The following is a 24,336-nucleotide window of genomic DNA, read 5'->3' as shown; positions in this document are numbered from 1 at the left end:
CCGCCTGAAAATGGCCAGAAAAACGGCCAGAAAAACGGCCAGAAAAATGGCCCGCTTTCTTTGGAATGCGGGCCATTGCTGTTTGGGCGGCAGCGTTGGGGTGGCGCAAGACCGTGCAGGCTGCCGCCGCACCGGCGCTGCCGCCATGTCTATCGGCTGCGCCGCACCATCGTGATATGGGCGATGCCCGCTTCCTGGAACGGTTCGCCTTCTGCCTGGAAACCGTGCCGTTCGTAAAAAGAACGGGCATGGCATTGCGCATGCAGGATCAGCGCGGTATGGCCTTGACGCAGACCCGCTTCGACCAATGCCTGCAGCAACTGGCCACCCAGGCCGGTGCCGCGCGCAGGCTGGCGCACAGCCATACGGCCGATGTGGCCGTCAGGCAGCAAGCGGCCCGTGCCCAACGCCACGCCTTGCGCGTCGTAGGCGACGGCATGCAGGCAAATCGGGTCCATGTCGTCCAGTTCGATTTCTGGCGGGACACCTTGTTCGTCAACGAACACTTCGAAGCGAATGGGCGTGGCGTCGCCTTGCAGTTCTTCCCAACTGCCCAGGCGCAGCTGAATACCGTCAGTGGCGGCGGGCAAAGAGGGGGCGGGGGGCTGGGTCATGGCGCCGGCGGAGTGGTGGAGAAAGCAGTGATTCGGGGAGCCCGCCAGGAAAGGCAGGGCTCGTCAGGGCAACCGTACTTAGCTGGCAAACCAGTTCAGCACACCATCAAGTCCGGTGTAGTTCAGGGCATGGCTGGCCTGTTGCTGCACGACAGGCTTGGCGCGGTAGGCCACCGAAATGCCAGCCAGTTTCATCATTTGCAGGTCATTGGCGCCGTCGCCGATCACGATCGCCTGACTGGTTTGCGCGCCATGGCTGGCGGCAAATTGCTGTACCAGCTGGGCCTTGGCCTGGGCATCGACAATATCGCCCAGCACACGTCCGGTCAGCACGCCGCTGTCATCGACTTCCAGGGTGTTGGCGTGGGCCGCATCCAGTTGCAGGCGCTGGCGCAGGCGTTCCGTGAAAAAGGTGAAGCCGCCGGAAACCAGCAGGATCTTCAGGCCGGCGGCCCGGGCAGATTCCACCAGGCGTTCGGCCCCCGGGTTGAGCTTGAGGCGGTCGGCATAGACTTCTTCCAGTGCCGTGGCCGCGACGCCTTGCAGCAGGGCGACACGGCGGCGCAGGCTTTCGGAGAAATCCTTGATTTCGCCGCGCATGGCGGCTTCGGTGATGGCGGCGACTTCAGGTTTGCGGCCCACGGCATCGGCGATTTCGTCGATACATTCGATATTGATCAGCGTGGAGTCCATGTCCATGGCCAGCACACGGTAATCAGACAATTTGGCCTGACCGGGGACATAGGCATAGTCCATATGGCGGCTGGCGCACCAGGCGGCCAGTTCCTGGCGACTGGCGTCATCAGCCGCCACGCCGGTCAGGCGCGCTGCCGTCGTGCTGATGCGGCGCACGCCGTTGGCGCAGGCCAGTGCGGCCGCCTGTTCGATGCGATCGGCGGACAGGTCGGGAGATTGCAGGATGAGGTGAAGGCTGGAATCGGTCATGGCGTTCGGGCCGGCGCGGCTGGGCGCAGGGCTGGATGGTGAAAAGTCGCCACGCTGACAGGATGGCGCGTGGCGGTCTTGAATCTGGTCAGCAGGCATCATAGCCGCTGACGGAGCAAACGGGATATGCCGCTGCAGCGACAGCCTGGCGGCGCATGAGGGTTCATGCCCGGCCAGGCTGTTTTCTGGCGGTCAGCCCAGGGCGCGCAGCAGGCCGCGGACGGCGTCTATACGTGCGGCGATGTCGGGTTTGGCAATTTCCATGCGTAGCTTGTCCGGTCCGCTCAGGCGGATATGGCGTTGCTTTTGCACCAGTTCGATCAGGCGTACCGGATCGACCTTGGTATCGGTACGGAAATGCAGCAATGCCTGGGTTTCGCTGGCGTCTATCTTCTGTATGCCCAGCGTTTCGGCGCGCAGGCGCAGGCGGTGGCTGGCCAGCAGTGTCTTGGCCGCCTCCGGCAGCGGGCCGAAACGGTCGATCAGCTCTTCTTGCAGGCCCAGCAGGGTGTCGTCGTCCGCTGCGTGCGATAGGCGTTTGTAGAGCGCCAGGCGGGCATGGACATCCGGGCAGTAATCGGAGGGCAACAGGGCTGGCGCATGCAGGTTGATTTCACAACCCGCGTGCAGATCGGCGTCCAGATCCGGTTCCTTGCCTGCTTTCAGGGCACGCACGGCAGCATTGAGCATGTCCGAGTACAGTGAAAAGCCGATTTCCTGGATGTTTCCGGATTGGGATTCGCCCAGCACTTCGCCTGCACCCCGGATTTCCAGGTCGTGCATGGCAAGGTAGAAGCCCGAACCCAGTTCTTCCATGGCCTGAATGGCTTCCAGGCGTTTCTTGGCGTTGCTGGTGATGGCGTCTTCACCCGGCGTCAGCAGGTAGGCGTAGGCCTGGTGGTGCGAGCGGCCGACGCGGCCGCGCAGCTGGTGCAGCTGCGCCAGCCCGAAACGGTCGGCGCGATGGATGATGATGGTGTTGGCGCTGGGAACGTCGATGCCGGTTTCAATGATGGTGGTGCAAAGCAGTACGTTATAGCGCTGCTGGTAGAAGCCCTTCATCACCTGTTCCAGCTCGCGTTCTGGCATCTGGCCATGCGCCACGGCAATGCGTGCTTCGGGCACCAGCTCTTCCAGCCTGGCGCGGCGATTGTGGATGGTTTCGACTTCGTTGTGCAGGAAGTAGGCCTGTCCGCCGCGCTTGAGTTCGCGCAGCAGGGCTTCCCGTATGGTGCTGCCATCTTCACGGCGGACGAAAGTCTTGATGGCCAGGCGTTTCTGCGGAGCCGTGGCAATCACGGAGAAGTCGCGTATGCCTTCCAGCGACATGCCCAGCGTGCGCGGGATGGGCGTGGCCGTCAGCGTCAGGACATCGACTTCGGCGCGCAGCGCCTTGAGCGCTTCTTTCTGGCGTACGCCGAAACGGTGTTCTTCGTCGATGATGACCAGGCCCAGGCGTTTGAAGCGAACGTCCTTGGACAGAATCTTGTGGGTACCGATGACGATATCTATGGTGCCATCGTTGATGCCGCCGATGGCGGTGCTGATTTCCTTGGCAGAACGGAAGCGCGACAGTTCCACCACTTTCACCGGCCATTCGGCGAAGCGGTCGGAGAAGGTCTGGGCATGCTGTTCCGCCAGCAGCGTGGTCGGGCACAACAGGGCAACCTGCTTGCCATTGGCCACGGCAATGAAGGCGGCGCGCAGCGCAACTTCCGTCTTGCCGAAGCCGACATCACCGCAGACCAGGCGATCCATCGGGCGGCCCGAGGTCATATCGTCGATGACGGCCTCGATGGCGGCAGCCTGGTCGGGGGTTTCATCAAAGCCGAAACCCTGTGCGAAGTTGCCGTAATCGGCAGGTGTCAGCTCGAAAGCATAGCCCTGGCGGGCAGCCCGGCGGGCGTACAGATCCAGCAGTTCGGCGGCGCTGTCGCGTACCTGCTTGGCGGCTTTGCGGCGCGCCTTTTCCCATTGGCCGGAACCCAACTGGTGCAGCGGGGCGGATTCCGGGTCGGCGCCGCTGTAGCGGGCAATGAGGTGCAGCTGCGATACCGGTACATAAAGCGTGCTGCCCTGCGCGTATTCCAGGTGCAGGAATTCCATCTGGCCTTCGCCGAGATCCATGCTGGCCAGGCCCCGATAGCGGGCAATGCCGTGCTGCAGATGCACGACCGGATCCCCTTCGCGCAGTTCGGCCAGGTCGCGCACCATGGCCTCGACGTTGCTGGCCTGTTCCTGGGCGCGGCGCGGGCGGCGCTGGGTGCCGCCGCTATCGGGGTAGAGGTCGTTTTCGGTCAGGAAAACGGTGCCGTCCGCATGCCGGACGAAACCGGTGGTAAGCGGTGCGGTCGCCAGCGTGAATGGCCCAGGTTCCAGCCAGGCGGCCGGCAGGCTGTCCGCCTGGGCATGTGGTGTCAGGCCGTGTTCCTGCAGCATCAGCAAGAGGGTTTCGCGGCGTCCGGCGGAATCTGCACAGAGCACGATACGGCGTGCCGGCGGGTTGCCGGTCGTTCTGCCAAGCTCATGCACGCACTGGCGCAGGCGTGCCAGCGGATCCTCGGCGCGACGTGCCACGGCGACATCGGGTGGCGCGGTGAAATCCGGGCTCGGGGCATCGGTCAGCGCCAGGCGTGGCAACTGGCGCAGGTGCCCGTACAGGGTTTCCTGATTCATGAACAGGCGGTCCGGCGGCAGCAGCGGACGCTCACGATCGCTTTTCAGGAATTGGTAGCGGCTTTGGGTATCGCGGGCAAAACCCTGGATGGTGTTGTCGATATCCCCATGCGTGACAGCCAGTGTGCCGGCTGGCAGGTAATCGAAGAGTGTGGCGGTTTCGTCGAAGAACAGCGGCAGATAGTATTCGACGCCAGCAAAGGCGATGCCGTTGCCGATGTCGCGATAAGGCAGGGCACGGCTGGGATCGCCTTCAAATTCTTCGCGAAAACGCGCGCGGAAGCGGGTGCGTGCCTCTTCATCCAGGGGAAACTCGCGGCCTGGCAGCAGCTCGATTTCGCGTACCGGGTAGAGGGTGCGCTGGGTATCGACATCAAAGCTGCGCAGCGATTCGATTTCGTCATCGAACAGGTCGATGCGGTAGGGGACGACAGACCCCATGGGGAAGAGATCAATGATGCCGCCGCGCAGGCTGAATTCGCCGGGCGCGCTGACTTGCGTGACATGGCTGTAGTTGGCCAGGACCAGTTGGGCGCGCAGGGCGGCTTCGTCGAGTTTGTCACCCTTGCGGAAGGAGAACGTGTAGGCCGCGAGGAAAGATGGTGGGGCCAGGCGGTAGAGCGCCGTCGTGACCGGGACGGTAAGAATATCGACCTGGCCCTGCATCAGTGCGTGCAGGGTTTTCAGCCGTTCGGAAATCAGGTCCTGGTGTGGCGAAAACCCGTCATAGGGCAGGGTCTCCCAATCTGGCAATTGGCGCACTTTGCATTCTGGCGCGAACAGGCGGATTTCTTCGGCCAGGCGCTGCGCCTGCAGCGGCTCGGCGCAAAGAATCAGCAGCGGGCTACCGGCGCGTTCCGAGAGTTCGGCTAGCCAGCAGGCGTCACCGGAACCGTAAGGGCGAGGCTGGGCATAGCGCTGGCCCGGTTTCAGGGCGGCGAGAACGGCGGCGGTGGCTGGCGATTCTGGCAGTAGCGAGATGCCGGCAGAGGTATTGGATTCAGGCATGAGGACTCTGATTATAAAATCCCTGCCATGACAGAGAAACTGATTGCGATTGTGCCCGCTGCCGGGATAGGAAAACGTGCCAGCCGGCATGACGGCGATGTGCCCAAACAGTATCGCCCACTGCGTGGCGAACCGGTGTTGCGTTTGGCGGTGCAGGCCCTGCTGGCCGACCCCCGGGTGGCCGAGGTGCGTGTCGCGGTAGCGCCGGCGGACTGCTGGGCGGCGGATGCCTTGGCCGGGCTGCCACGTGTGGTGTGCCGCCCGTGCGGGGGCGCGGAACGAGCGGATACCGTTGCCAATGCCTTGGACGACGCCTGTGAGCAGGCCGGGCTGGCGGAACGCGATTGGGTGCTGGTGCATGATGCCGCCAGGCCGGGCCTGCCCGCTTTGGCGTTGAGCCGCCTGATAGACGCTTGCCTGACCGATGCGGTCGGTGGTTTGCTGGCCTTGCCAGCGGCCGATACGGTCAAGCAGGGCCGCGACCGGGTAGCGTGTACGCTGCCGCGTGAGGAAATCTGGTTGGCGCAGACACCACAGATGTTCCGTGCCGGGCTATTGCGCGCAGCGCTGGCGCAGGCGCGGGCACAGGGGCGGGTCGTGACGGATGAGGCCAGCGCCATGGAAATGATGGGCCATGCGCCTATGCTGGTTCGTGGGTCGCCGCGCAATGCCAAGCTGACCTGGAGCGAAGATTTTGATTGGATGGAGAATTGGGGATGAGTATTCCGTTTCGCGTCGGGCAGGGCTTTGACGTTCACGCACTGGTAGAAGGGCGCCCGTTGATCATCGGTGGCGTAACGATTCCGCATGCCCATGGGCTGGCCGGGCACTCTGACGCAGATGTGCTGCTGCATGCCATTACCGATGCCGTACTGGGCGGTGCCGGGCTGGGGGATATCGGCCGGCATTTCCCGGATACCGATCCGGCCTTCAAGGGCGCCGATAGCCGCGTTCTGTTGCGCGAAGCCTATGCGCGTGTGCGGGCAGCCGGTTGGGAAGTGGTCAACGTGGATGCGACGGTACATGCGCAGGCGCCGAAAATCGGGCCACATGCAGCCGCAATGGTCGAGAACATTGCGGCGGATTTGGGGCTGGCGCCCAGTGAGGTCAATGTGAAAGCCAAGACCAACGAGCATCTGGGCTATCTGGGCCGCAAGGAAGGCATTGCGGCCACGACGGTAGCCTTGCTGGCGCGCCGGCCGGCCTGAGCGCTCGCACGGGCTGGCCCTTGCCACGCCTTTGCTGGGGTCAGCCGCCGATGGGGCGGTTGCACACGCTGGGTTCGTCGGTCAGCAGTGCGTCCAGGACACGCAGCACTTCCTCGGGGTTGCGGCCCACCTTCAGGCTGTTGACCGAAATGTGCTGGATGATGTTGTCCGGATCGACGATCAGGGTGGCGCGCAGCGCCACGCCCTGGCTGCGTTCGCGTATGCCGAGCTGGTCGATCAGGGAGCCGGAGGTGTCTGCGAACTGGTGGTGCTGAATCCGTGCCAGTTCGTTCTGTTCGCGGCGCCAGGCCAGTTTGACATGTTCGTTGTCGCTGGAGCCCCCGAGCAGGATGGCATCGCGTTCTTCAAAGGCATCCGTCAGGGCGTCGAAGCCGATGATTTCCGTGGGGCAGACCGAGGAGAAATCTTTCGGGTAGAAGTAGATGACTTTCCACTTGCCAGGGAAAGTGCTTTCGGTGATGTCTTCGAAGGCGGAGACGCCGTTTTCTTCTGCCAGGGTAAAGCCAGGCTTGACGCCGGTAATGCGGAACGAGTCGAGTTTGTCGCCGATGGTTTTCATCAAAATCTCCCAGGAGTCCCTGAGCGCCAGAATGGCGCTCTCTGGAAGCATTCTACGCGAAGCCGGGCAGGTCTCAGGCTTGTGGGGGACGCGGCAATTCAATACGAACCAGCAGGCCCGAAGGGGTGTTCTGCAGCAGGTTCAGGCGGCCGCCGATCTGGCTCAGCAGGCGCTCGACAATGGAAAGACCCAGGCCGGCGCCGCTGACACCGGTGCGGGCGCTTTCGCCACGGGAAAAGGGCCGCAGCATTTTGGCGCTGTCCGACACCGGAATGCCGGGGCCGTGGTCGGAGACGTCGATACGCAGCCATTTGCCATGGATGCCCGCGGACAGATGGATATGCGCGCGCTTATCCTCGGACAAGCCATAGCGTCTGGCATTTTCGATCAGATTGGTAATGATGCGCTTGAGATCGAAGTCTGAAATACGGGCGTAGAGGTCTGGGGCGATGTCGGCCTGCAGCGTGCCGCCCAGGGCTTCGGTGTGGCTGCGCTCACGCTGGTAGAGTTCCTGCAGGACATCGGAGACTGAGGTGACTTCCTGGCCGGATGTGCCCGCAGGCCGGGCGTAATCCATGAGCTGGCCGATGCAGCGCTCTATCTGGCCGAGATCCTGGTCGATGTTCTGCAGTGTGTCCTCGGACACGCCGCTCATCTCTATTTCCAGCCGCAGCCGCGCCAGCGGCGTGCGTAGATCATGCGACAGGCCCGCCAGCATCAATTCCCGGTCTTCTTCGCTTTGGCGCAGTTCGTAGGCCATGCGGTTGAAGCTGGCATTGATGCGCCGCAGTTCTTCCGGGCCGCCTTCCGGCAAGGGCAGGGGCGTCGAGCCCCGTGTCAGTTCCTGTACTGCCTTGGCGAGCCGGGAAAGTGGCCGGTTGACGAAGCCCACGCTGATGGCGGCGCCAATCAGTGACAGGATCAAGGCGGTAACGCCCCAGCCTATCCATTCCATGCCGCCGGTCAGGCCGAACTGGTCGCGTTCGAAGACCAGCCAGTAGTCCTCGCCGTCGATACGAAAACTGACCCAGATGCCGGGGATGTTGTTGACCGAGCTGGCCAGGCGGATGTCTTCGCCCTGGCGATTGCGGATCAGCGTGGCGACGCGGGTCCAGTAGTCATCATGGGGCAACGCCTGGATGTCATCCTGCTCGGTGCGTGGATAGACCTGCAGGCCTTCGTTGGTCGCCAGGTCAAGCAACAGGCGACTGCGCGAATCCGGGGCGGAGTAAATCAGCGCGGCGCGTGTGATATTGACGGAAGTCATGACCCGCTGCGCCATTTGATAGGCGCGGGGGCCGATTTCCATGCTGAAGAAGACTTGCAGCCAGGCCAGCAAGCTGGCGATCATCAGCGTACTGAGCAGCAGGAACGTGCGGCCGAACAGCCCGAGCCGGAACAGTCGCGTCCAGCGGGACTGTTCAGCGTCGCGGGCAGGTTGTCGGTTCGATGTGTGCGTGTCAGTTGCCGCCATCGGGGACGAAGACGTAGCCCAGGCCCCAAACTGTCTGGATGAAGACGGGTTTGGACGGGTTCGGTTCGATCAGCTTGCGCAGGCGTGAAATCTGCACATCCAGGCTGCGATCGAAGGCTTCGTATTCGCGGCCGCGGGCCAGTTCCATCAGCTTGTCGCGTGACAGCGGTACTTTCGGGTGGCGCGCGAACACTTTCAGAACCGAAAATTCGCCCGTGGTGATAGGCACGGTTTCACCGCTGCGCATCAGGGTACGGGTGGAAAGGTTCAGGGTGTAAGGGCCGAACGCGACGGATTCGTTCTCCTGGCTGGGAGCGCCGGGGTGTTCTTCCGCACCGCGGCGGCGCAGGATCGCATTGATGCGGGCCAGCAATTCGCGCGGGTTGAAAGGTTTGGACAGATAATCATCCGCTCCCATTTCCAGGCCCAGGATACGGTCGATTTCTTCCGCCTTGGCCGTCAGGATGATGATGGGCGTGTTGTCATGTGCACCACGCAGCCGGCGACAGATGGACAGGCCGTCTTCGCCGGGCAACATCAGGTCGAGTACCAGCAGATCGAAGTGTTCGCGTTGCCACAGACGCGCCATTTCCTTGGAATCTTCAGCCACGAATACATTGAAGCCTTGTTCCGAAAGGTAACGGCGCAACAGATCACGCAGGCGTGGGTCATCATCGACAACCAGCAGTTTGCGAGGAGTAGGAGGCGTTTGTGGTGTAGGCATGTCGTAAATGTAACAGCGGGCTAATAGGGGGCCAAAGGGGCTTACTTCAGGTTACATAAGTGTAAGTTTCGCCACAAATGGCTGCTGAGCATATCCCTATATAGAACGCCTGGCGCGCCAGTGGTTCCATATCTGCGCTTGTGTCGGGTGAACATCAAGGGCGTGGGCATGCCCGGCGGGGGCAATTCCATCTGCCCGTTTCCGGGCTGCATTCCTTACAATCCTGGCATGGACATCAATCTGATCAGTTTTGAAACCTCCGGGCCGCGCTGCAGCGTGGCATTGCTGCGCGCTTCTGCGGGGGCTATCCGTAGTATAGCGACGCGCAGCCATGATGGGGGCCAGGATCACGGCCAGCAGATCCTGCCGCTGGCCAGCAGCCTGCTGCGCGAAGAGGGGCTGACGGCGGCAAATCTGCATGGCGTGGCATTCGGCCAGGGGCCTGGCGGCTTCACGGGTTTGCGCGTGGCCTGCGGCGTGGCGCAGGGGGTGGCCTATACCTTGAATGTGCCGGTCTTGCCGGTGGTGTCCAATCTGGCCGTGGCCGCTGCCAGTGGCGCCATGCCCGGCCAGCTGGTCATGACGGCCCTGGATGCACGGATGGAAGAGGTCTATTTGGCAGTCTATCGGGCACCGCGCCAGGCTGGCGCGGCCTGGCAGGAATTGCTGGCGCCGCAGCTGGTGGCGGGCCGGGACGCCTTGCCTTGGGTGGAAAGCCTGCTGCCCGGCTGGCTGGCGGGCCAACCGGCAGATGCAAATGAATGCCTGCCGGTGTGGGCGGGCGATGGCTGGCTGCTGGCAGGGGAAGATGCGCGTTTTCAACCTGGGCAACTGGCGCTGCGCCCGGATGCGGATGTCGTGGCGCGCCTGGGGCTGGAGGCCTTGTTGCGAGGTGAGGGTCAGCCGGCACAGGAAGCGATGCCGTTGTATGTCCGGGATAAAGTGGCGTTCACCACCGCCGAGCGCGCCAAGGGCGATGGGGGCAACCCCAGGGCAGCGGCGCCCATTTATGTGCAGCTCATGAGTGCGGCGCATCTGGATAGCGTCGTGGATCTGGAAGCGCAGGTGCAGCAGCATCCCTGGACGCGCCGCAATTTCGAAGACGCTTTGGCGGCGGGTTATGACGCCTGGGTGCTGTGCGAAGGCGAGGCCGTGGTGGGGTTCTATATCGCCATGCTGGCGCCGGATGTGTCACATCTGCTGGCCGTTGCCGTCGCGCCCGAGCGTCAGAGGCAGGGGTGGGGCTGGCGTCTGCTGGAGCATTTTGCGCAGCGCGCCGCCGAAGCCGGGCTGGAGGGCCTGTTGCTGGAGGTCCGGCCTTCCAACACGGGGGCGCTGTCCTTGTACCGCCGTTTTGGTTTCGAGCAGATCGGCGTGCGCAAGGCCTATTACGAGGCGGGTGATCGACGCGAGGATGCCTGGGTGTTCCAGAAACAGTTGCCGGCGCAGCAGGCAGGGGGCGCAGCGTGATGACAGAGCAGGCAGTGCCGGTATCGGCCATGCAGCGGCTCTGGCTCAAGGAAATGGGCGTAGGCCGCTGGCTGTTGCCCGAGCCGCCGCGCCCTGTGGCGCCGGCAGTGAATGCCGGCATACCGGTAGCGCCGGAGACAGGAGGGCGGCTGCGTCCCGAGGCGGATCCCGCCTCGCCGCGCGGTGCGGTCAGCGATGCGTTGGCGGCGCTGGCGGCTGGCCGCGACACGCAAACGGGCGGAGCCCGGCCACAGCCGGCTGCGGCACAACCGAAAGCGCCATTGCATGAGGTGTCGGGGCAGGGGGCGGCAGGCAAGCCCGCCGCTGCGCCGCCGGGACGGGCGATGGGCGCCGCGTTGCGCGAGTCGGCACCGACAGAGGCCGCCGCACCCGCTGCGGCAGTGCTACGCGGGCCTTTGGCGCCGGATATGGCTGGTCTGCGCGAACAGGTCCTGGCTTGTACGGCATGTGATCTGTGCCAGACGCGCCGTCAGGCCGTGTTTGGCGATGGCGCGTTCCCCGCGCGCTGGATGGTTATTGGCGAAGCGCCTAGCGAACAGGAAGACCGGCAGGGTTCGCCTTTTGTCGGGCGTGCCGGACAGTTGCTGGATGCCATGCTGGCCGCCGTCAACCTGCAGCGCGGGCGTGAAGTGTTCATCGCCAATGTGATCAAGTGCCGACCGCCGGCCAACCGTAATCCCCGGCCGGAAGAAATCGCGGCCTGCAGTCCGTACCTGATGAAGCAGATCGAACTGATTCAGCCAGAGGGAATATTGGTGCTGGGCCGTTTTGCCGCCCACACGCTGTTGCAGACCGAGGCCTCTATCGGCAACCTGCGTGGTCGCGTTCATACCTGGCGTGATGGCAAGGGCAGAGAGATTCCGCTGGTGGTCAGCTATCACCCGGCCTATTTGTTGCGCAGCCCGCATGCCAAGGCGGCCGCCTGGCAGGATCTGCGCTTGGCTGCCGCCCAGGCGCAACCGGCCTGAGCATTGCACAGGCCGGCCGCCTGCCGGGCAGGCGGCCCTGGGCTTACTTCAGCGCCTGGCCGTGTCCGGTCTGGCCGATCTGGGATTCCAGGGTCGGATCACGGCGCAGCATCAGCCTGCAGGCCACGATAATCAGCGTCATCAGGCCGAAGACGGCCAGGCCGAAGATGGTGATGATGGTATTGATATGCAGCTGGAGCTTCAGCAGCAGCGTGTAGAGCGCCACCATGAACAGGATATTGATCTGTTCATTGAAGTTCTGCACGGCGATGGAGTGGCCGGCCGACAGCAGCACGTGGCCGCGATGCTGCAGCAGGGCATTCATGGGCACGACGAAATAGCCCGCCGCAGCGCCGATCAGGAACAGCAGGGTATAGACCGTGTAGGGCGAGCTGACCATCGGCATGCAAAGTACCAGCAGCCCCATGATGGCGCCCAGCGGCAGGACAACCAGTGATTTCTGCAGCGACAGGCGGCCTGCCAGAATGGCGCCGACCACGGTGCCGAAGGCGGAAACGCCCATCAGAATGGATGCCTGATCCAGACGCATGCCCAGGTGGGCCGCGCCCCATTCGATCACGATCAGTTGCAGCGTGGCGCCGGCGCCCCAGAACAGCGTGGTGATGGCCAGCGAAATCCGGCCCAGTTTGTCGCGCCAGAGAATCCCGACATAGCCAAAGAAGGTACGCATCAGGACTGAGACCTGGCGCGGCTGTTTGGGGTAGTAATAGCCGGTGTGCGGGATCAGCAGATTGCAAATCGCAGCGCCGATGTAAATGAAGACGATACAGAAAATAGCGGCTTCAGCGGGCGTGGAGAGGAAGGCGCCCAGCGGCGTTTTGGTCAGCAGCAGATTGGAAACATGCGGGGAAATCAGGGCGCCGCCCAATACCGTGCCGATGATGATGGAGGTGACGGTCAGCCCTTCGATCCAGCTATTGCCTTTGACCAGCAGCGAGGGCGGCAGCATTTCGGTGACGATGCCGTATTTGGCGGGCGAGTAGGCCGCGGCCCCGATGCCGACCAGCGCATAAGCGCCGCAAATCAGCCAGGTCTGTTGTACGGAAGAGAGGCCAAAACAGGTATAGGCCAGCATGATGACGCAGCCCAGTGTTTTCAGCGCATTGGTCATCAGCATGACCCTGCCCTTGGGAACCGAGTCCGCGAAGGCGCCGACGAATGCGGCCAGCAGGACATAGGCCAGCGCGAACCACCATTTCAGCATGGGCGCCATCCAGTCCGGGCCAGATAGCTCCTGAATCAGAGCGAGAGCGGCAATGAAAAGCGCGTTGTCGGCCAGCGATGACAAAGCCTGCGCGGCCATGACCAGATAAAAGCCTCTTTTCAAGCAACTGCTCCCGAATGTGTAAGGTAGTGGTGCCAATGAACGTCAAAGTGTAAACAAATGCAGGTTTGCTCGCTGCGTGTTTTTTATCTGGCGAGGTATTTTTCTGGGTTTGCCACAGGGCGAAAGTGTGCGCCGCAGGGCAAACCGAAGGCCTGGCATATGGAATTTCCCGTCCGTTCGGTAAAAGAGTATAGCCCCCATGAAGTGCATGGGTTTTAGGCCGGCTGGGCATGCGGCCGGGTCGGGTTGCATCGCGGGACGCTGGCGGCAGTGCTTTTACCCGGGATTTTTTCGATGGGTGGGGCCGGTGGGCGTGGTGCGGACGATGGCTGCGGGGGCGGGAGTCCTCATCCGGTAAAAGAGCGTAAATGTGCCGGGCAGGTATGGATTTGAAGCAGGTGCCGCAAGGGGCTGCGTTATCATTGCAGATTGATTCCATGACCTTGCCGCCGTTGGGCGGTGCAGGGCGCTGGAGAACACAATGACCTGCTTCTGGCTTTCATAACGTGCGTCTTACGCAGATCAAGCTTGCCGGCTTCAAATCCTTCGTTGACCCGACGGTGATTCCGGTCCCCAGTCAATTGGTGGGCGTCGTCGGGCCAAATGGCTGTGGCAAATCCAATATCATCGACGCCGTGCGTTGGGTGTTGGGCGAGACTCGTGCTTCTGAATTGCGTGGCGAGTCCATGCAGGACGTCATCTTCAATGGTTCGGGCCAGCGGCGCCCGGCCGGTCGGGCTTCGGTGGAGCTGGTGTTCAGCAATGACGCCGGCCGTGCCGTCGGCCAGTGGAGCACTTACGCCGAGATCGCCGTGCGTCGCGTCCTGACGCGTGATGGCACCAGTAGCTACTTCATCAATAACCAGCAGGTGCGCCGGCGGGATATTCATGACCTGTTCCTGGGAACCGGCCTGGGGGCGCGAGGTTACGCCATCATCGGCCAGGGCATGATCAACCGGCTGATCGAAGCCAAGCCCGAAGAACTGCGGGTCTATCTGGAAGAGGCGGCCGGGGTCTCGCGCTACAAGGAGCGCCGGCGGGAAACCGAAAATCGCCTGGCCGATACTCGCGAAAATCTGACTCGGGTGGAGGATATCCGCCGCGAACTGGATACCCAGCTGGAAAAGCTCGAAGCGCAGGCCGAGGTGGCGCGCCATTACCGCGCGTTGCAGGAAGAGGGGGAGCGCAAGCAGACCTTCCTCTGGTACGTACGCGAACAGGCGGCGCGTGACGAGCAGCGGGCCCGGGCGCACGAGACCGAACAGGCCCAGAATGAGTTGGAAGCGGCCATTGCCGCGCTACGTGCCGGGGAAACCGACCTCGAAAGCCGGCGTCAGGCCCATTATGCGGCCAGTGATGCCGTGCATGCCGCCCAGGGCAGGATGTATGAGGCCAATGCGCAGGTCAGCACGCTGGAAGCGGAAATTCGTCATGTGGTGGATTCCCGCAATCGCTTGCAGGCCCGGCAGGCGCAATTGCAGGCGCAAATGGAAGAATGGCAGGCGCAGCGTGAGCACTGCGAAGGCCAGATCGCAGCCACCGAAGAGGAACTGGAAACCGGTGCCGCCCTGACCGAAGAGGCGCAGATTGCCGCCGTCCAGGCTCAGGATGAACTGCCGGAGATCGAGCGTCAGGTGCGTGATGCGGCCTGCCGCCGTGATGGTTTGCGGGCCGAGTTGTCCAAATTGGAACAACAGCTGGCGCTATCGGCACAGGCGCAGCGTGATGCCGACCGTCAATTGCAGGATCTGGCCGTGCGCCGTGAGCGGCTGGAGCAGGAGTCGCGTGGCCTGGAGCGGCCCGATCCGCAACGCCTGGAGCAGCTGCGCGGCGAGTGCGAGGTTCTGGAAGGCAGCCTGGAGGAAGCGCAGGCCGTACTGGCGGAGCTGGAAGTGCGCCTGCCTGAGGCCGATGCTGCACGTATCCAGGCGCAGACGGGCGCACAGCATGAGGCGCAGGCCTTGGCACGCCTGGATGCCCGGCATGCTGCCTTGAGCAAACTGCAGGAAGATGTGGAAAAGCAGGGAGCGCTGGCACCCTGGCTGGCCAAGCATGAACTCGATCGCCTGCCGCGCTTGTGGCGCGAATTGAAAATCGCGCCGGGTTGGGAGACTGCATTGGAGGCCAGCCTGCGCGAGCGCATGGCCGCCTTGCCGGTCAGCCGCCTGGATTGGGTGCGGGCTTTCGTCAACGATCCGCCGCCTGCCCGGCTGGCGTTCTATCAGTTGCCGGCGTCTCCCTCGGTGCCTATGGCTGCCGAGGCTGGGCTCACGCCCCTGGCATCGCTGCTGCAGTTGTCCGATCCGATCTTGCGGGCGTTGGTGCAAGACTGGCTGCAGGGCGTGTACACGGCCGATGACATGGAACAGGCGTTGGCACGGCGTAGCGCCTTGCCGGCAGGCAGTGTGCTGGTGTTGCGCAGTGGCCATATGGTCGATGTCCATGGAGTGCGCTTTTATGCCGCAGACTCCGAACAGGCCGGTATGTTGGCGCGCCGTCAGGAACTGGAGAATCTGCAAAAGGAAGCCAGGGCCCAGCGCTTGCTGGCGGATGCGGCCAAGGATCGCGTGGCGCAGGCGGAGGCAGTCTGGCGCCAGGTGGGCGAATCCATGGCGCCCGCCCGCCAGCGGGTGGCCGAGGTGACTCGCCGGCTGCATGATGTGCAGCTCGAATACACACGGATGCAGCAGTTGGCAGCCCAATCGGGCGTCAGGGCTGCGCGCCTGCAGGAAGATCTGGCGGAGCTGGCGGCTTTGCAGGAAGAGTGGCGCGGTGCGCGGGCGCAGGCCGAGGAGCGCTTCGAAGGTCTGGACGAGGAACTGGCGGAGCAGCAGTCGCGCTATGCCGACCTGGAAATTGCCGATGAGGCGCTGGTCGCCCGGGCTGATGCAGCGCGCGCCCGGCTGCGCGATCTGGATCGGCGGGCCCAGGAAGCCCAGTTTGCCGAGAAAGGCCTGAAAGCTCGCCTGGAAGAGTTGCGCCGCAATCTGCACGTGGCCGCCGAGCAGGTGCGGCGCGCTGGCGTCGAGCAGGAGCAGTTGCAGCAGGACCTGGCGGTTCTGGATGCGTCGGCGGCGCAAGCCGGTTTGCAGGATGCGCTGGAAGCGCGCGCGGCCGCCGAAGAGGAACTGACCCGGGCGCGTATCGAACTGGATAATCTGGCCGGTATGTTGCGTTCGGCCGATGAGCAGCGCATGGTGCGTGAGCGGGCGCTGGACCCCTTGCGCCAGAAGATCACGGCACTGCAGTTGCAGGAACAGGCGGCGCGTCTGGCCGTCGAGCAGTTCGCTGAACAATTGGATGCGCGCCAACTGGTGCGTGAAGCCCTGGCGCGCGAGTTGGACGAATTGCCGCCGGATTGGCGCAAGGGCAGCTGGCTGCAAAGTGAAGTCCAGCGCATTTCGCGTCAGGTCGATAGCCTGGGAGCGGTCAACCTGGCGGCGCTGGAAGAATTGACCACGGCTCGCGAACGCAAAACTTTCCTGGATTCGCAGCATGCCGATCTGCTGGAAGCCATAGAGACTCTAGAGGATGCCATTCGCCGCATCGACCGTGAAACGCGGCAACTGCTGCAGGAAACTTTCAATATTGTGAATGGTCACTTTGGAGAGCTGTTCCCGCGCCTGTTCGGCGGTGGCGAAGCGAGGCTGACCATGACCGGCGACGAAATCCTGGATGCCGGCATTCAGGTGATGGCCCAGCCGCCGGGCAAGCGCAACAGCACCATTCATCTGTTGTCCGGGGGGGAGAAGGCGCTGACGGCGACAGCACTGGTATTTGCGCTTTTCAAGCTGAATCCGGCGCCGTTCTGCCTGCTCGATGAGGTGGATGCGCCCTTGGATGATGCCAACACCGAGCGCTATGCCAATCTCGTCAGCAGCATGAGCGATCAGACCCAGTTTCTTTTTATTTCACACAATAAGATCGCAATGCAGATGGCAAAGCAGTTGGTCGGCGTTACCATGCAGGAACAGGGGGTATCGCGTATCGTGGCGGTAGATATCGACCTGGCGGCCAAGTGGGCCGATGGGACGGCATAGCATGCAGGCACGGTCTGCCAGGGCGGGCGGCGGACAGGGCGGAAATGAACATCATCCGGCACGGGTGCCGGATGCAGGATAGACGCCGGAACAGGCGTGGAGTTTGGAATGAGTGATTTACAGATTGGTTTGATCATCCTGGGGCTGGTGCTGATCGGCGTGCTGTTGGCGTTCAATTGGTGGCAGGATCGCCGCGTGCGCCGTCGCATGCAGCAGCAGTTCCAGCCGCCTGCGCACGATCCGTTGCTGGACGCGGAGCAGGGTGCGCGGTCGCAGACCGAGCCCGTCCTGAGCCAATCTGCTGTTGCACCAGGCACCGAACGGCGTGAGCCCGGCATGGGCGGCGATACGCCTGCCGCGGAAGAGACGGCAGCGGCTGCACCCGTGGCCCCGGCAGCGCCGGCGGCGATGGTCACTGCACGCGGCGCGGCAGATGTCCCGGCCGATAGCGCCACCGAAGCCCTGATTTCCATCAGTTTTGCCGCACCGGTATCCGGCGCTGATCTGCTGGGCGCCGTGCATCCCTTGCGCCAACAGGCGCGCAAGTCGCTGCGTTTCTTTGCATTTTCGGCGCAAGGGACATTGCGCCAGCATCTGACCACCCAGGATTCCTACGCCTCACTGCATATTGCCGTGCAACTGGCCAACCGGGCCGGAGCCATCAGTCAGGCCGAGTGGCTGCAAATCTGGTCGCGGGCGCAGGATGTCGCCAAACGCTGCAATGGCAAGGTATCGGGCCCGGAACAGGCAGCGGTACTGGAGCAGGCAGTGCAGCTGGATCGCGTGGCCGCTGCGCTGGACGCGGAGCTGAGCGTGACGCTGGCGCTCACCGAGCCGCGCCCGGCAGCAGAGGTGCTGGCTGTGGCGCATGAACTGGGTTTCCAGTCTGCAGGCGGCGTATTGGCCTGGATGTCCGAGCAGGGATTGGTGCGCTTCACGCTGGCGCGTGGCGACGGCGCGTTGTTTGAAATGGGGCAGGCGCCGTTGGCTCATTTGAGCCTGCTGCTGGACGTGCCGCGCAGCCCGGCCGATGAACATGCCTTTGGCCGCATGGTCAAGGTAGGCAGGGATCTGGCTGCGCGCCTGGATGCGCACCTGATCGACGACAATGGCCGGCCGCTGGCGGACGGGGCCGAGAAGGTGATAGATCAGCAATTGGTGCGTCTGTATGCCCAGTTGGATAAAGCAGGTTTGACGGCAGGAAGCGCGCGGGCGCTGCGGGTGTTTTCGTGAGTTTGGATTTGAGTTTGGAAGCGGCCCGAGAACGGGCCGCAGTATTGCGCAGGGAAATCGAAGGCCATAATTACCGCTACTACGTCCTGGATGATCCCAGTGTGCCGGATGCCGTCTATGACGGCCAGATGCGCGAGCTGGAGGCCCTGGAGGCCAAGTGGGAAGTGCTCAGGACACCGGACTCCCCGACCCAGCGGGTCGGGGCTACGCCGTCTGCGGCCTTCGGCAGTGTGCGGCATGCCGTGCCCATGCTGTCGCTGGGCAATGCCTTCAACCAGGAAGAGGTCGAGGCTTTCGACCGCCGTGTCACGGATACGCTGCGCGATGCCGGTCAGCTGGGCCTGGCAGCAGAAACCGAATATTTCTGTGAGATGAAGTTCGATGGCCTGGCCATCAGCTTGCGTTACGAAAAGGGCGTGCTTACCCAGGCGGCAACACGCGGCGATGGCTATGAGGGCGAGGATGTGACGCATAACGTGCGCACTATCCGTGCCATCCCGCTGCGTTTGCGGGCGACGGACAAACCCGTGCCGGATGTCTTGGAAGTGCGCGGCGAAGTGCTGATGTTCCGTGCCGATTTCGAGCGCCTGAACCAGGCTCAACAGGCACGCAACGAAAAAGTCTTCGTCAACCCGCGCAATGCGGCTGCCGGCAGTTTGCGGCAGCTGGATTCCAGTATCACCGCCAAGCGCAATCTGCGTTTCTATGCCTATGGCTGGGGCGAGTATCGTGCTGCCAGCAGCACGGCTGCCGAGGCTGGCGCCCAAGGGCAGGCCGGTATCAGCGGCGATTTGTTTGGCGCCGTGTCGGAGACGATGGCAACGCCGTCCCAGGAGGCCCTGCCTGCCAGCACGCATAGCGGCATGCTGGCCTGGCTGGCTGAGCTGGGGCTGCCGGTCAATCAGCAGTACAACCGGACCACGCGCGGGGTCGCGGGCCTGATGGCGTTCTATGCCGAGATCGGCGCCGAGCGTGCCGGGCTCAAATACGATATTGACGGCGTGGTTTACAAGGTCGATAACCTGCGCAGCCAGCAGACGCTCGGTTTCGTGGCGCGTGCACCGCGTTTTGCGTTGGCGCACAAATTTCCGGCGGAAGAGGCGCAGACGCGCTTGCTGGATATCGAAGTGCAGGTGGGCCGTACCGGCGCCATCACTCCGGTGGCGCGTTTGGCGCCAGTTTTTGTCGGCGGGGTGACAGTGACCAATGCCACCCTGCACAATGAGGACGAAATTCGCCGCAAGGATGTGTTGATCGGCGATACAGTGATCGTGCGCCGTGCGGGAGATGTCATCCCCGAGGTGGTGCGGGCCTTGCCTGAATTGCGTCCGGCCGATGCCTGCGCCTTTGTCATGCCGACGCATTGCCCGATTTGCGGCTCGGCGATCGAACGGCCCGAGGATGAAACGATCGCTCGTTGTACCGGTGGCCTGTTCTGCGCGGCGCAGCGCAAGCAATCCCTCTGGCATGCGGCCAGCCGCAAGGCGCTGGATATCGGCGGCCTGGGGGAAAAACTGATCGAGCAACTGGTCGATGACGACCGCGTGCACTCGCTGGCGGATTTATTCAGCCTGCGCGCCGAATTGCTGGCGTCCTATGACCGCATGGGAGCGAAGTCCGCTGCGAATCTCGTGGCGGCGATCGAAGCGGCGCGGCATCCTACGCTGGGGCGCCTGATCTATGCGCTGGGCATCCGGCACGTGGGGGAAACCACGGCACGTGACCTGGCACGGCACTTCGGCAGCATGGAAGCCTTGGTGGCTGCAGATATGGAAGCCTTGCAGCGGGCGCCGGATGTCGGCCCGGTTGTGGCGGCTTCCGTGCGTCGTTTCTTCGATGAACCGCATAACCGTGAAGTGTTGGAAGCGCTCAAGCGCCATGGCGTCGAGCCGCAGCCGGAAGCCGCGCCTGTTTCGACGGGGCTAACGGGTAAAACATTTGTTCTGACCGGCACCTTCCCGCGCTGGACGCGGGAAGAGGCCTCGCAACGCATCATTGCCGCCGGAGGCAAGGTCAGTGGCTCGGTGTCACGCAAGACCAGTTATGTCGTGGCGGGCGTAGAGGCGGGCAGCAAGCTGACCAAAGCCAGGGAGCTGGGTGTGGCGGTGCTGGATGAAGACGAACTGCGCGCCATGTTGGGCGAGCCCTGAGACGCTTTGCATTTTTTGCAGGGTGCATGGGAAGTGGGGCGGCCCGGGCCGCCCCGGCGCAGGATTTAGCGAATATGATCACGATTCAGGGCCGGTCTCCGGCGCGCAAGGAGTAGAAATGAAACGCATCGCGGCTTTGTTTTCGGTGTTGTTGAGCGCGTTGTTGCTCAGCGGTTGCGGCTATAACGCCATCCAGGCAGCAGATGAAAAGGTCAATGCGGCATGGTCTGAAGTGCTCAACCAGTATCAGCGCCGCGCGGACTTGATTCCCAACCTGGTCAGCACCGTACAGGGGTATGCGACCCATGAGCGCCAGGTGTTGACGGAAGTGACGCAGGCGCGTTCGCGTGTCGGTTCCATGCAAATTACGCCGGAGATGCTGGAGGACCCTGAACAGATGGCGCGCTTCCAGGCGGCGCAGTCTGAACTGACGTCCTCGTTGTCGCGTCTGCTGGTGGTCGCTGAAAATTATCCGGAGTTGAAGGCCGACGCCGCATTCCGCGATTTGCAGGCCCAGCTCGACGGCACGGAAAACCGTATCGCCGTTGCGCGCAACCGGTATGTGCAGGCTATCCAGGACTACAACGTGCTGGTGCGCCAGTTCCCGGCGGTGATCACGGCCAAGCTGTTTGGCTACAACACCAAGGCCAATTTCAGCGTGGAAAATGAGGCGGATATCTCGCGCGCGCCGACGGTCAATTTCGGGACGGCCCCGGCGACCGCACCGAACCCGGGAGCAGCGCAGTGAAAATGCTGGCGCTTCCTGCGGCTGGCGGCCTGCTCCGGCGATTGATCGCCGTGTTGCTGCTGCTTTGCGGTGGGGCCTGGCCCTTGGCGGCTTCCTGGGCGGAAGATGTCGCGATTCCGGCGCTCAGCGGACGGGTGCTGGATCGTAGCTCGACCCTGAGCGGGGAGCAGCAGCGGGCCTTGACGGACAAGCTGGCGGCGCTGGAGCAGGAAAGCGGCGCACAGATGGCCGTGCTGATTGTTCCCACGACAGGGGATGACAGCATCGAACAATATGCGGTGCGGGCATTCGAAACCTGGAAGCTCGGCCGCAAGGATGTCGATGACGGCATACTGGTCGTGGTAGCCAAGGACGACCGCACAATGCGTATCGAAGTGGGCTATGGTCTGGAGGGCGTGGTCACCGACACCCGGGCCAGCCGCATCATCCGTGAGCAGATGGCGCCGCGCTTTGCGCAAGGCGATTTCGCCGGCGGTCTGCAAGGGGCGGCAGAGCAACTGGCCTTGCTGGTGCGTACCGGTGATCTGCCCGCGCCTGAGGCACAGGCAGATGCGGCGGATACCAGTGATAGCGATGCCGGATGGGGCGTGGGGCTGCTGGAAAGCCTGATCTTGCTGGTCATCCTGGTTTTCAAGGCAGTGCCGGGTCCGATTGCCGGCGTTGCCATTTATTTCCTGACGGGCAGTCTCTGGTGGGCGGTGGGCTCGGCCGTGCTGGTCATGGTGCTCAATCAAGTGCTGCATCGTTCGCAAGGTTCGGCCGTACGGCGCGGCAACGTCGCCCGTGGCGGTTTTTCCTCGGGCAGCTGGGGCCGGGGTTCCTCAGGCTCCAGTCGTGGTGGTGGATTTCGGGGCGGTGGTGGCCGCAGCGGAGGTGGCGGTGCATCCGGTCGTTGGTAAATTCCTGCGTACGACAGGCTGGAGCAATCTGCACGGCCGCTGGCTGTTGTCGCGCCATTTCACGCCTGCCGTACTCAAGCAGCTGGAAGAGCGGATCAGCGCCAGCGAAGCCCGTCACGCTGGCGAGCTGGTGCTGGCCGTGGAGCAGGCCTTGCCGGATTCCCAGCCTGACAGCGCGGCGCGTGCCCTGGAGGTTTTTGGTCGCTTGCGCGTCTGGGATACCCCCAGGCGGACAGGAGTGTTGCTGTACCTGTGCCTGGGCGATCACTGCATCGAGCTGGTGGCTGACCGTGGCGTGAACGTGGCCAAGGAAGACTGGAATATGTTGTGCGCGAGTCTCCAGGCGTATCTGGCGCGCGGGGATTTTATCGCTGGCCTGGAAATGGCGATTGCAGGGATAGAAACTCGATTGGAATACAGTTGCCCGGCGTCGGATCGTGAGGACCACGAGGGCCTGCCCAACGCGCCAGTCATGTTATGAGGCCGCCGGGGCCGGCAATGACAAAAAAACCGGTTGCGGCGAGCCGCAACCGGTTTTTCATTTGGACTGCAACCCGGCTCAGTTTTCCTGAATCTTGGCTTTTTCCACCAGGTTTTGCTGGTAGTTGGACAGCGCTTGCTGGCGCAGCATCTGTTCGATCTGCGGGCGCACCTGCTCCAGCGGCGGGAAGGCCACCGGGCGCACGTCTTCCAGTTCGATGATGTGCCAGCCGAAGTCGCTCTTGACCGGCGCAGCGCTCATCTGGCCCTTTTGCAGAGCGGTCACGGCGTCAGCGAAAGGCTTCACGTAGTTGGTCGCAGCACCCCAGCCGAGGTCGCCGCCGCGCTGGGCGCTGCCCGGGTCGCGCGAGTGCTTCTTGGCCAGATCGGCAAAGCTGCTTTTCTTGTCTTTCAGTTGCTTCAGGACGTCCTGGGCGGTCTTTTCGTCTTCGACGAGGATGTGACGCACCTTGTATTCCTGCTGGTTGCCCTGCTCGGCCTTGACCTTGTCGTACTCAGCCTGGATGGCCACATCGGTCACCGGGTTCTTTTCCAGGTAGTCGTCCATCAGGCCGCGGACCAGGATGCCTTGGCGGGCCAGTTCAATTTCGGTGATGATTTCCGGCTTGTTGCCGACCTTGGCATTTTCGGCTGCTTGCACCAGCACTTGGCGATTGATCAGTTCCTGCTTGACTTGGTCACGCAGTTGCGGGGAGTCCGTCGCGCCCTGGCCGACCAGCAAGGAGATGAATTGGTCGAAGTCTTGCTGGGAGATGGGTTTCCCGTTGACGGTCGCGATGTTCTGGGCGTAGATCGGCGCCGAAATGGCGGCTGCTGCGAGCAGTACGGCAAAGCGTTTCATGAAGATCCTTTCAGGAGGCCTGCGTTTCCAGCGCAAGCGCGTGGATAGGGTGCGGAATCAAATCGCGTAGGCGATCATACACGAGGCGATGGCGCGCCACGTGGGAAAGCCCGGCAAAACCTGCAGCTGCGATTTTTACCCGCAAATGCTTGGCGCCACCCTGCGCTCCGGCATGGCCGGCATGCAGATGCGACTCATCGAGTATGACCAGCGTGGAGGGGCTCAGTTCCTGCAAACGTTCCGTCAGCAGTGCCTGAAGTGTTTCAAAATCCGCCATATCAATAATTCTCGTCGTTGGCGGCACCTTTGCCGCTGCCCGTACCGGCTTTACCGCCGTTGCCCGGCGCGCCTTCCTGCATGTGGCGGCCCAGCCAGATGGATTGGATGACAACAAAGACCAGCATCAGGATCATCAGGCCGAAGACCTTGAAATTGACCCATTGGTCTTCGGAAAAATGTCCGGAAAACGCCACGTAGAGATTGAGTGCGCCAGCGATCAGGAAGAACAGGATCCAGCTGGCATTCATCTTTTCCCAGGCATGGTCGGGCATGGACACTTTTTCGCCCAGCAGCTTTTTCAGCAGGTTCTGCCCGCGTATCAGGCGTGCGCCCAGCAGGGCGGCAGCAAACAACCAGTAGAGCGCCGTCGGCTTCCACTTGATGAAGGCCGGGTCGTTCAGCCAGAGCGTTGCACCGCCGAAAATGACAATGATGCCCAGTGTGAGCCATTGCATCGTTTCAATGGGCTGGCGCCGCGCGCGCATCCAGAGAATCTGCAGGACGGCAGCAATGACCGCGACTGCTGTTGCTACCTGGATATCGGCAAAGCGATAGGCCACGAAAAACAGCAACAGGGGGAAGAGATCAAACAGGAATTTTTTCATGCTG

Annotated in this window: 20 protein-coding genes; 10 read left to right on the top strand and 10 right to left on the bottom strand. The window is 63.0% G+C overall.

The genetic code is table 11. The annotated features are described in order from the left end of the window. Positions 1-149: 149 nt before the first annotated feature. The 3 genes from ACNA1V_RS05225 to mfd all read right to left on the bottom strand — a co-directional run bounded on the left by ACNA1V_RS05225 (position 150) and on the right by mfd (position 5,243). The gene (locus ACNA1V_RS05225; protein WP_415832556.1) at positions 150-590 is read right to left on the bottom strand and encodes a GNAT family N-acetyltransferase; all 441 of its coding nucleotides are present in this window, start codon (positions 588-590) and stop codon (positions 150-152) included. A gap of 102 nt (positions 591-692) precedes the next feature. Beyond that, positions 693-1,559, bottom strand: a complete 867-nt coding sequence (gene serB / locus ACNA1V_RS05220) for a phosphoserine phosphatase SerB (protein WP_415832518.1) — start codon at positions 1,557-1,559, stop codon at positions 693-695. Positions 1,560-1,751: 192 nt separating this feature from the next. Beyond that, positions 1,752-5,243, bottom strand: coding sequence for a transcription-repair coupling factor (mfd, locus tag ACNA1V_RS05215; protein WP_415832517.1), 3,492 nt, complete (start codon positions 5,241-5,243; stop codon positions 1,752-1,754). Between the two features lie 27 nt (positions 5,244-5,270). On the opposite strand from mfd, the gene ispD reads away from it, so the two are divergent. Then, the gene (gene ispD / locus ACNA1V_RS05210; RefSeq protein ID WP_415832516.1) at positions 5,271-5,963 is read left to right on the top strand and encodes a 2-C-methyl-D-erythritol 4-phosphate cytidylyltransferase; all 693 of its coding nucleotides are present in this window, start codon (positions 5,271-5,273) and stop codon (positions 5,961-5,963) included. Then, on the top strand, positions 5,960-6,451 hold the full coding sequence (gene ispF / locus ACNA1V_RS05205) for a 2-C-methyl-D-erythritol 2,4-cyclodiphosphate synthase (RefSeq protein ID WP_415832515.1): 492 nt from the start codon (positions 5,960-5,962) through the stop codon (positions 6,449-6,451). The genes ispD and ispF overlap by 4 nt, the downstream gene beginning before the upstream one ends. Positions 6,452-6,491: 40 nt before the next feature. Here the strand turns inward: ispF and ACNA1V_RS05200 are convergent, their stop codons facing one another. The 3 genes from ACNA1V_RS05200 to ompR all read right to left on the bottom strand — a co-directional run bounded on the left by ACNA1V_RS05200 (position 6,492) and on the right by ompR (position 9,229). Then, positions 6,492-7,031, bottom strand: coding sequence for a peroxiredoxin (locus ACNA1V_RS05200; RefSeq protein ID WP_415832514.1), 540 nt, complete (start codon positions 7,029-7,031; stop codon positions 6,492-6,494). A 73-nt stretch (positions 7,032-7,104) separates the two neighbouring features. Continuing rightward, on the bottom strand, positions 7,105-8,505 hold the full coding sequence (locus ACNA1V_RS05195) for an ATP-binding protein (RefSeq protein WP_462937397.1): 1,401 nt from the start codon (positions 8,503-8,505) through the stop codon (positions 7,105-7,107). Then, positions 8,492-9,229, bottom strand: coding sequence for an osmolarity response regulator transcription factor OmpR (gene ompR / locus ACNA1V_RS05190; protein ID WP_415832513.1), 738 nt, complete (start codon positions 9,227-9,229; stop codon positions 8,492-8,494). The genes ACNA1V_RS05195 and ompR overlap by 14 nt, the downstream gene beginning before the upstream one ends. Before the next feature lie 228 nt (positions 9,230-9,457). On the opposite strand from ompR, the gene tsaB reads away from it, so the two are divergent. Both tsaB and ACNA1V_RS05180 read left to right on the top strand, forming a co-directional pair. After that, complete coding sequence (gene tsaB, locus ACNA1V_RS05185; protein ID WP_415832512.1) at positions 9,458-10,699, top strand: tRNA (adenosine(37)-N6)-threonylcarbamoyltransferase complex dimerization subunit type 1 TsaB; 1,242 nt, start codon at positions 9,458-9,460, stop codon at positions 10,697-10,699. After that, a complete protein-coding gene (locus ACNA1V_RS05180; protein ID WP_415832511.1) occupies positions 10,699-11,688 on the top strand; it encodes a uracil-DNA glycosylase in 990 nt (329 codons plus the stop codon). The genes tsaB and ACNA1V_RS05180 overlap by 1 nt, the downstream gene beginning before the upstream one ends. Before the next feature lie 43 nt (positions 11,689-11,731). Here the strand turns inward: ACNA1V_RS05180 and lplT are convergent, their stop codons facing one another. Further along, entirely contained in the window at positions 11,732-13,036 is a 1,305-nt protein-coding gene (lplT, locus tag ACNA1V_RS05175) for a lysophospholipid transporter LplT (protein ID WP_415832510.1), read from the bottom strand. 506 nt (positions 13,037-13,542) lie between these two features. On the opposite strand from lplT, the gene smc reads away from it, so the two are divergent. The 6 genes from smc to ACNA1V_RS05145 all read left to right on the top strand — a co-directional run bounded on the left by smc (position 13,543) and on the right by ACNA1V_RS05145 (position 22,587). Further along, positions 13,543-17,076 (top strand): chromosome segregation protein SMC, encoded by a 3,534-nt coding sequence (gene smc, locus ACNA1V_RS05170; RefSeq protein WP_415832509.1) that lies wholly within the window; start codon positions 13,543-13,545, stop codon positions 17,074-17,076. 108 nt (positions 17,077-17,184) lie between these two features. After that, a complete protein-coding gene (locus ACNA1V_RS05165; protein ID WP_415832508.1) occupies positions 17,185-18,309 on the top strand; it encodes a cell division protein ZipA C-terminal FtsZ-binding domain-containing protein in 1,125 nt (374 codons plus the stop codon). A 2-nt stretch (positions 18,310-18,311) separates the two neighbouring features. Further along, positions 18,312-20,459, top strand: a complete 2,148-nt coding sequence (gene ligA, locus ACNA1V_RS05160) for an NAD-dependent DNA ligase LigA (protein WP_415832554.1) — start codon at positions 18,312-18,314, stop codon at positions 20,457-20,459. Positions 20,460-20,577: 118 nt separating this feature from the next. Continuing rightward, a complete protein-coding gene (locus tag ACNA1V_RS05155; protein ID WP_415832507.1) occupies positions 20,578-21,207 on the top strand; it encodes a LemA family protein in 630 nt (209 codons plus the stop codon). 2 nt (positions 21,208-21,209) lie between these two features. After that, a complete protein-coding gene (locus ACNA1V_RS05150; RefSeq protein WP_415832505.1) occupies positions 21,210-22,106 on the top strand; it encodes a TPM domain-containing protein in 897 nt (298 codons plus the stop codon). After that, positions 22,042-22,587 (top strand): TPM domain-containing protein, encoded by a 546-nt coding sequence (locus ACNA1V_RS05145; RefSeq protein ID WP_415832504.1) that lies wholly within the window; start codon positions 22,042-22,044, stop codon positions 22,585-22,587. The genes ACNA1V_RS05150 and ACNA1V_RS05145 overlap by 65 nt, the downstream gene beginning before the upstream one ends. A 78-nt stretch (positions 22,588-22,665) precedes the next feature. On the opposite strand, the gene ACNA1V_RS05140 is transcribed toward ACNA1V_RS05145, so the two are convergent. The 3 genes from ACNA1V_RS05140 to ACNA1V_RS05130 are packed head-to-tail and all read right to left on the bottom strand — an operon-like array spanning position 22,666 to position 24,332. Continuing rightward, positions 22,666-23,448: a peptidylprolyl isomerase gene (locus tag ACNA1V_RS05140; RefSeq protein ID WP_415832503.1), complete on the bottom strand. Its 783-nt coding sequence runs from the start codon at positions 23,446-23,448 to the stop codon at positions 22,666-22,668. Between the two features lie 10 nt (positions 23,449-23,458). After that, on the bottom strand, positions 23,459-23,725 hold the full coding sequence (locus ACNA1V_RS05135; protein WP_415832502.1) for a BolA family protein: 267 nt from the start codon (positions 23,723-23,725) through the stop codon (positions 23,459-23,461). Between the two features lies 1 nt (position 23,726). Beyond that, positions 23,727-24,332: a septation protein A gene (locus tag ACNA1V_RS05130; protein WP_415832501.1), complete on the bottom strand. Its 606-nt coding sequence runs from the start codon at positions 24,330-24,332 to the stop codon at positions 23,727-23,729. Positions 24,333-24,336 lie beyond the last annotated feature (4 nt).

The sequence above is a fragment of the Kerstersia similis genome (genome assembly GCF_965139615.1).
In the GTDB taxonomy this organism is placed as follows: Bacteria; Pseudomonadota; Gammaproteobacteria; order Burkholderiales; family Burkholderiaceae_B; genus Kerstersia; species Kerstersia similis.
Note: the sequence above shows the minus strand (reverse complement) of the source record. Positions and strands in the feature narration are given on the sequence as shown.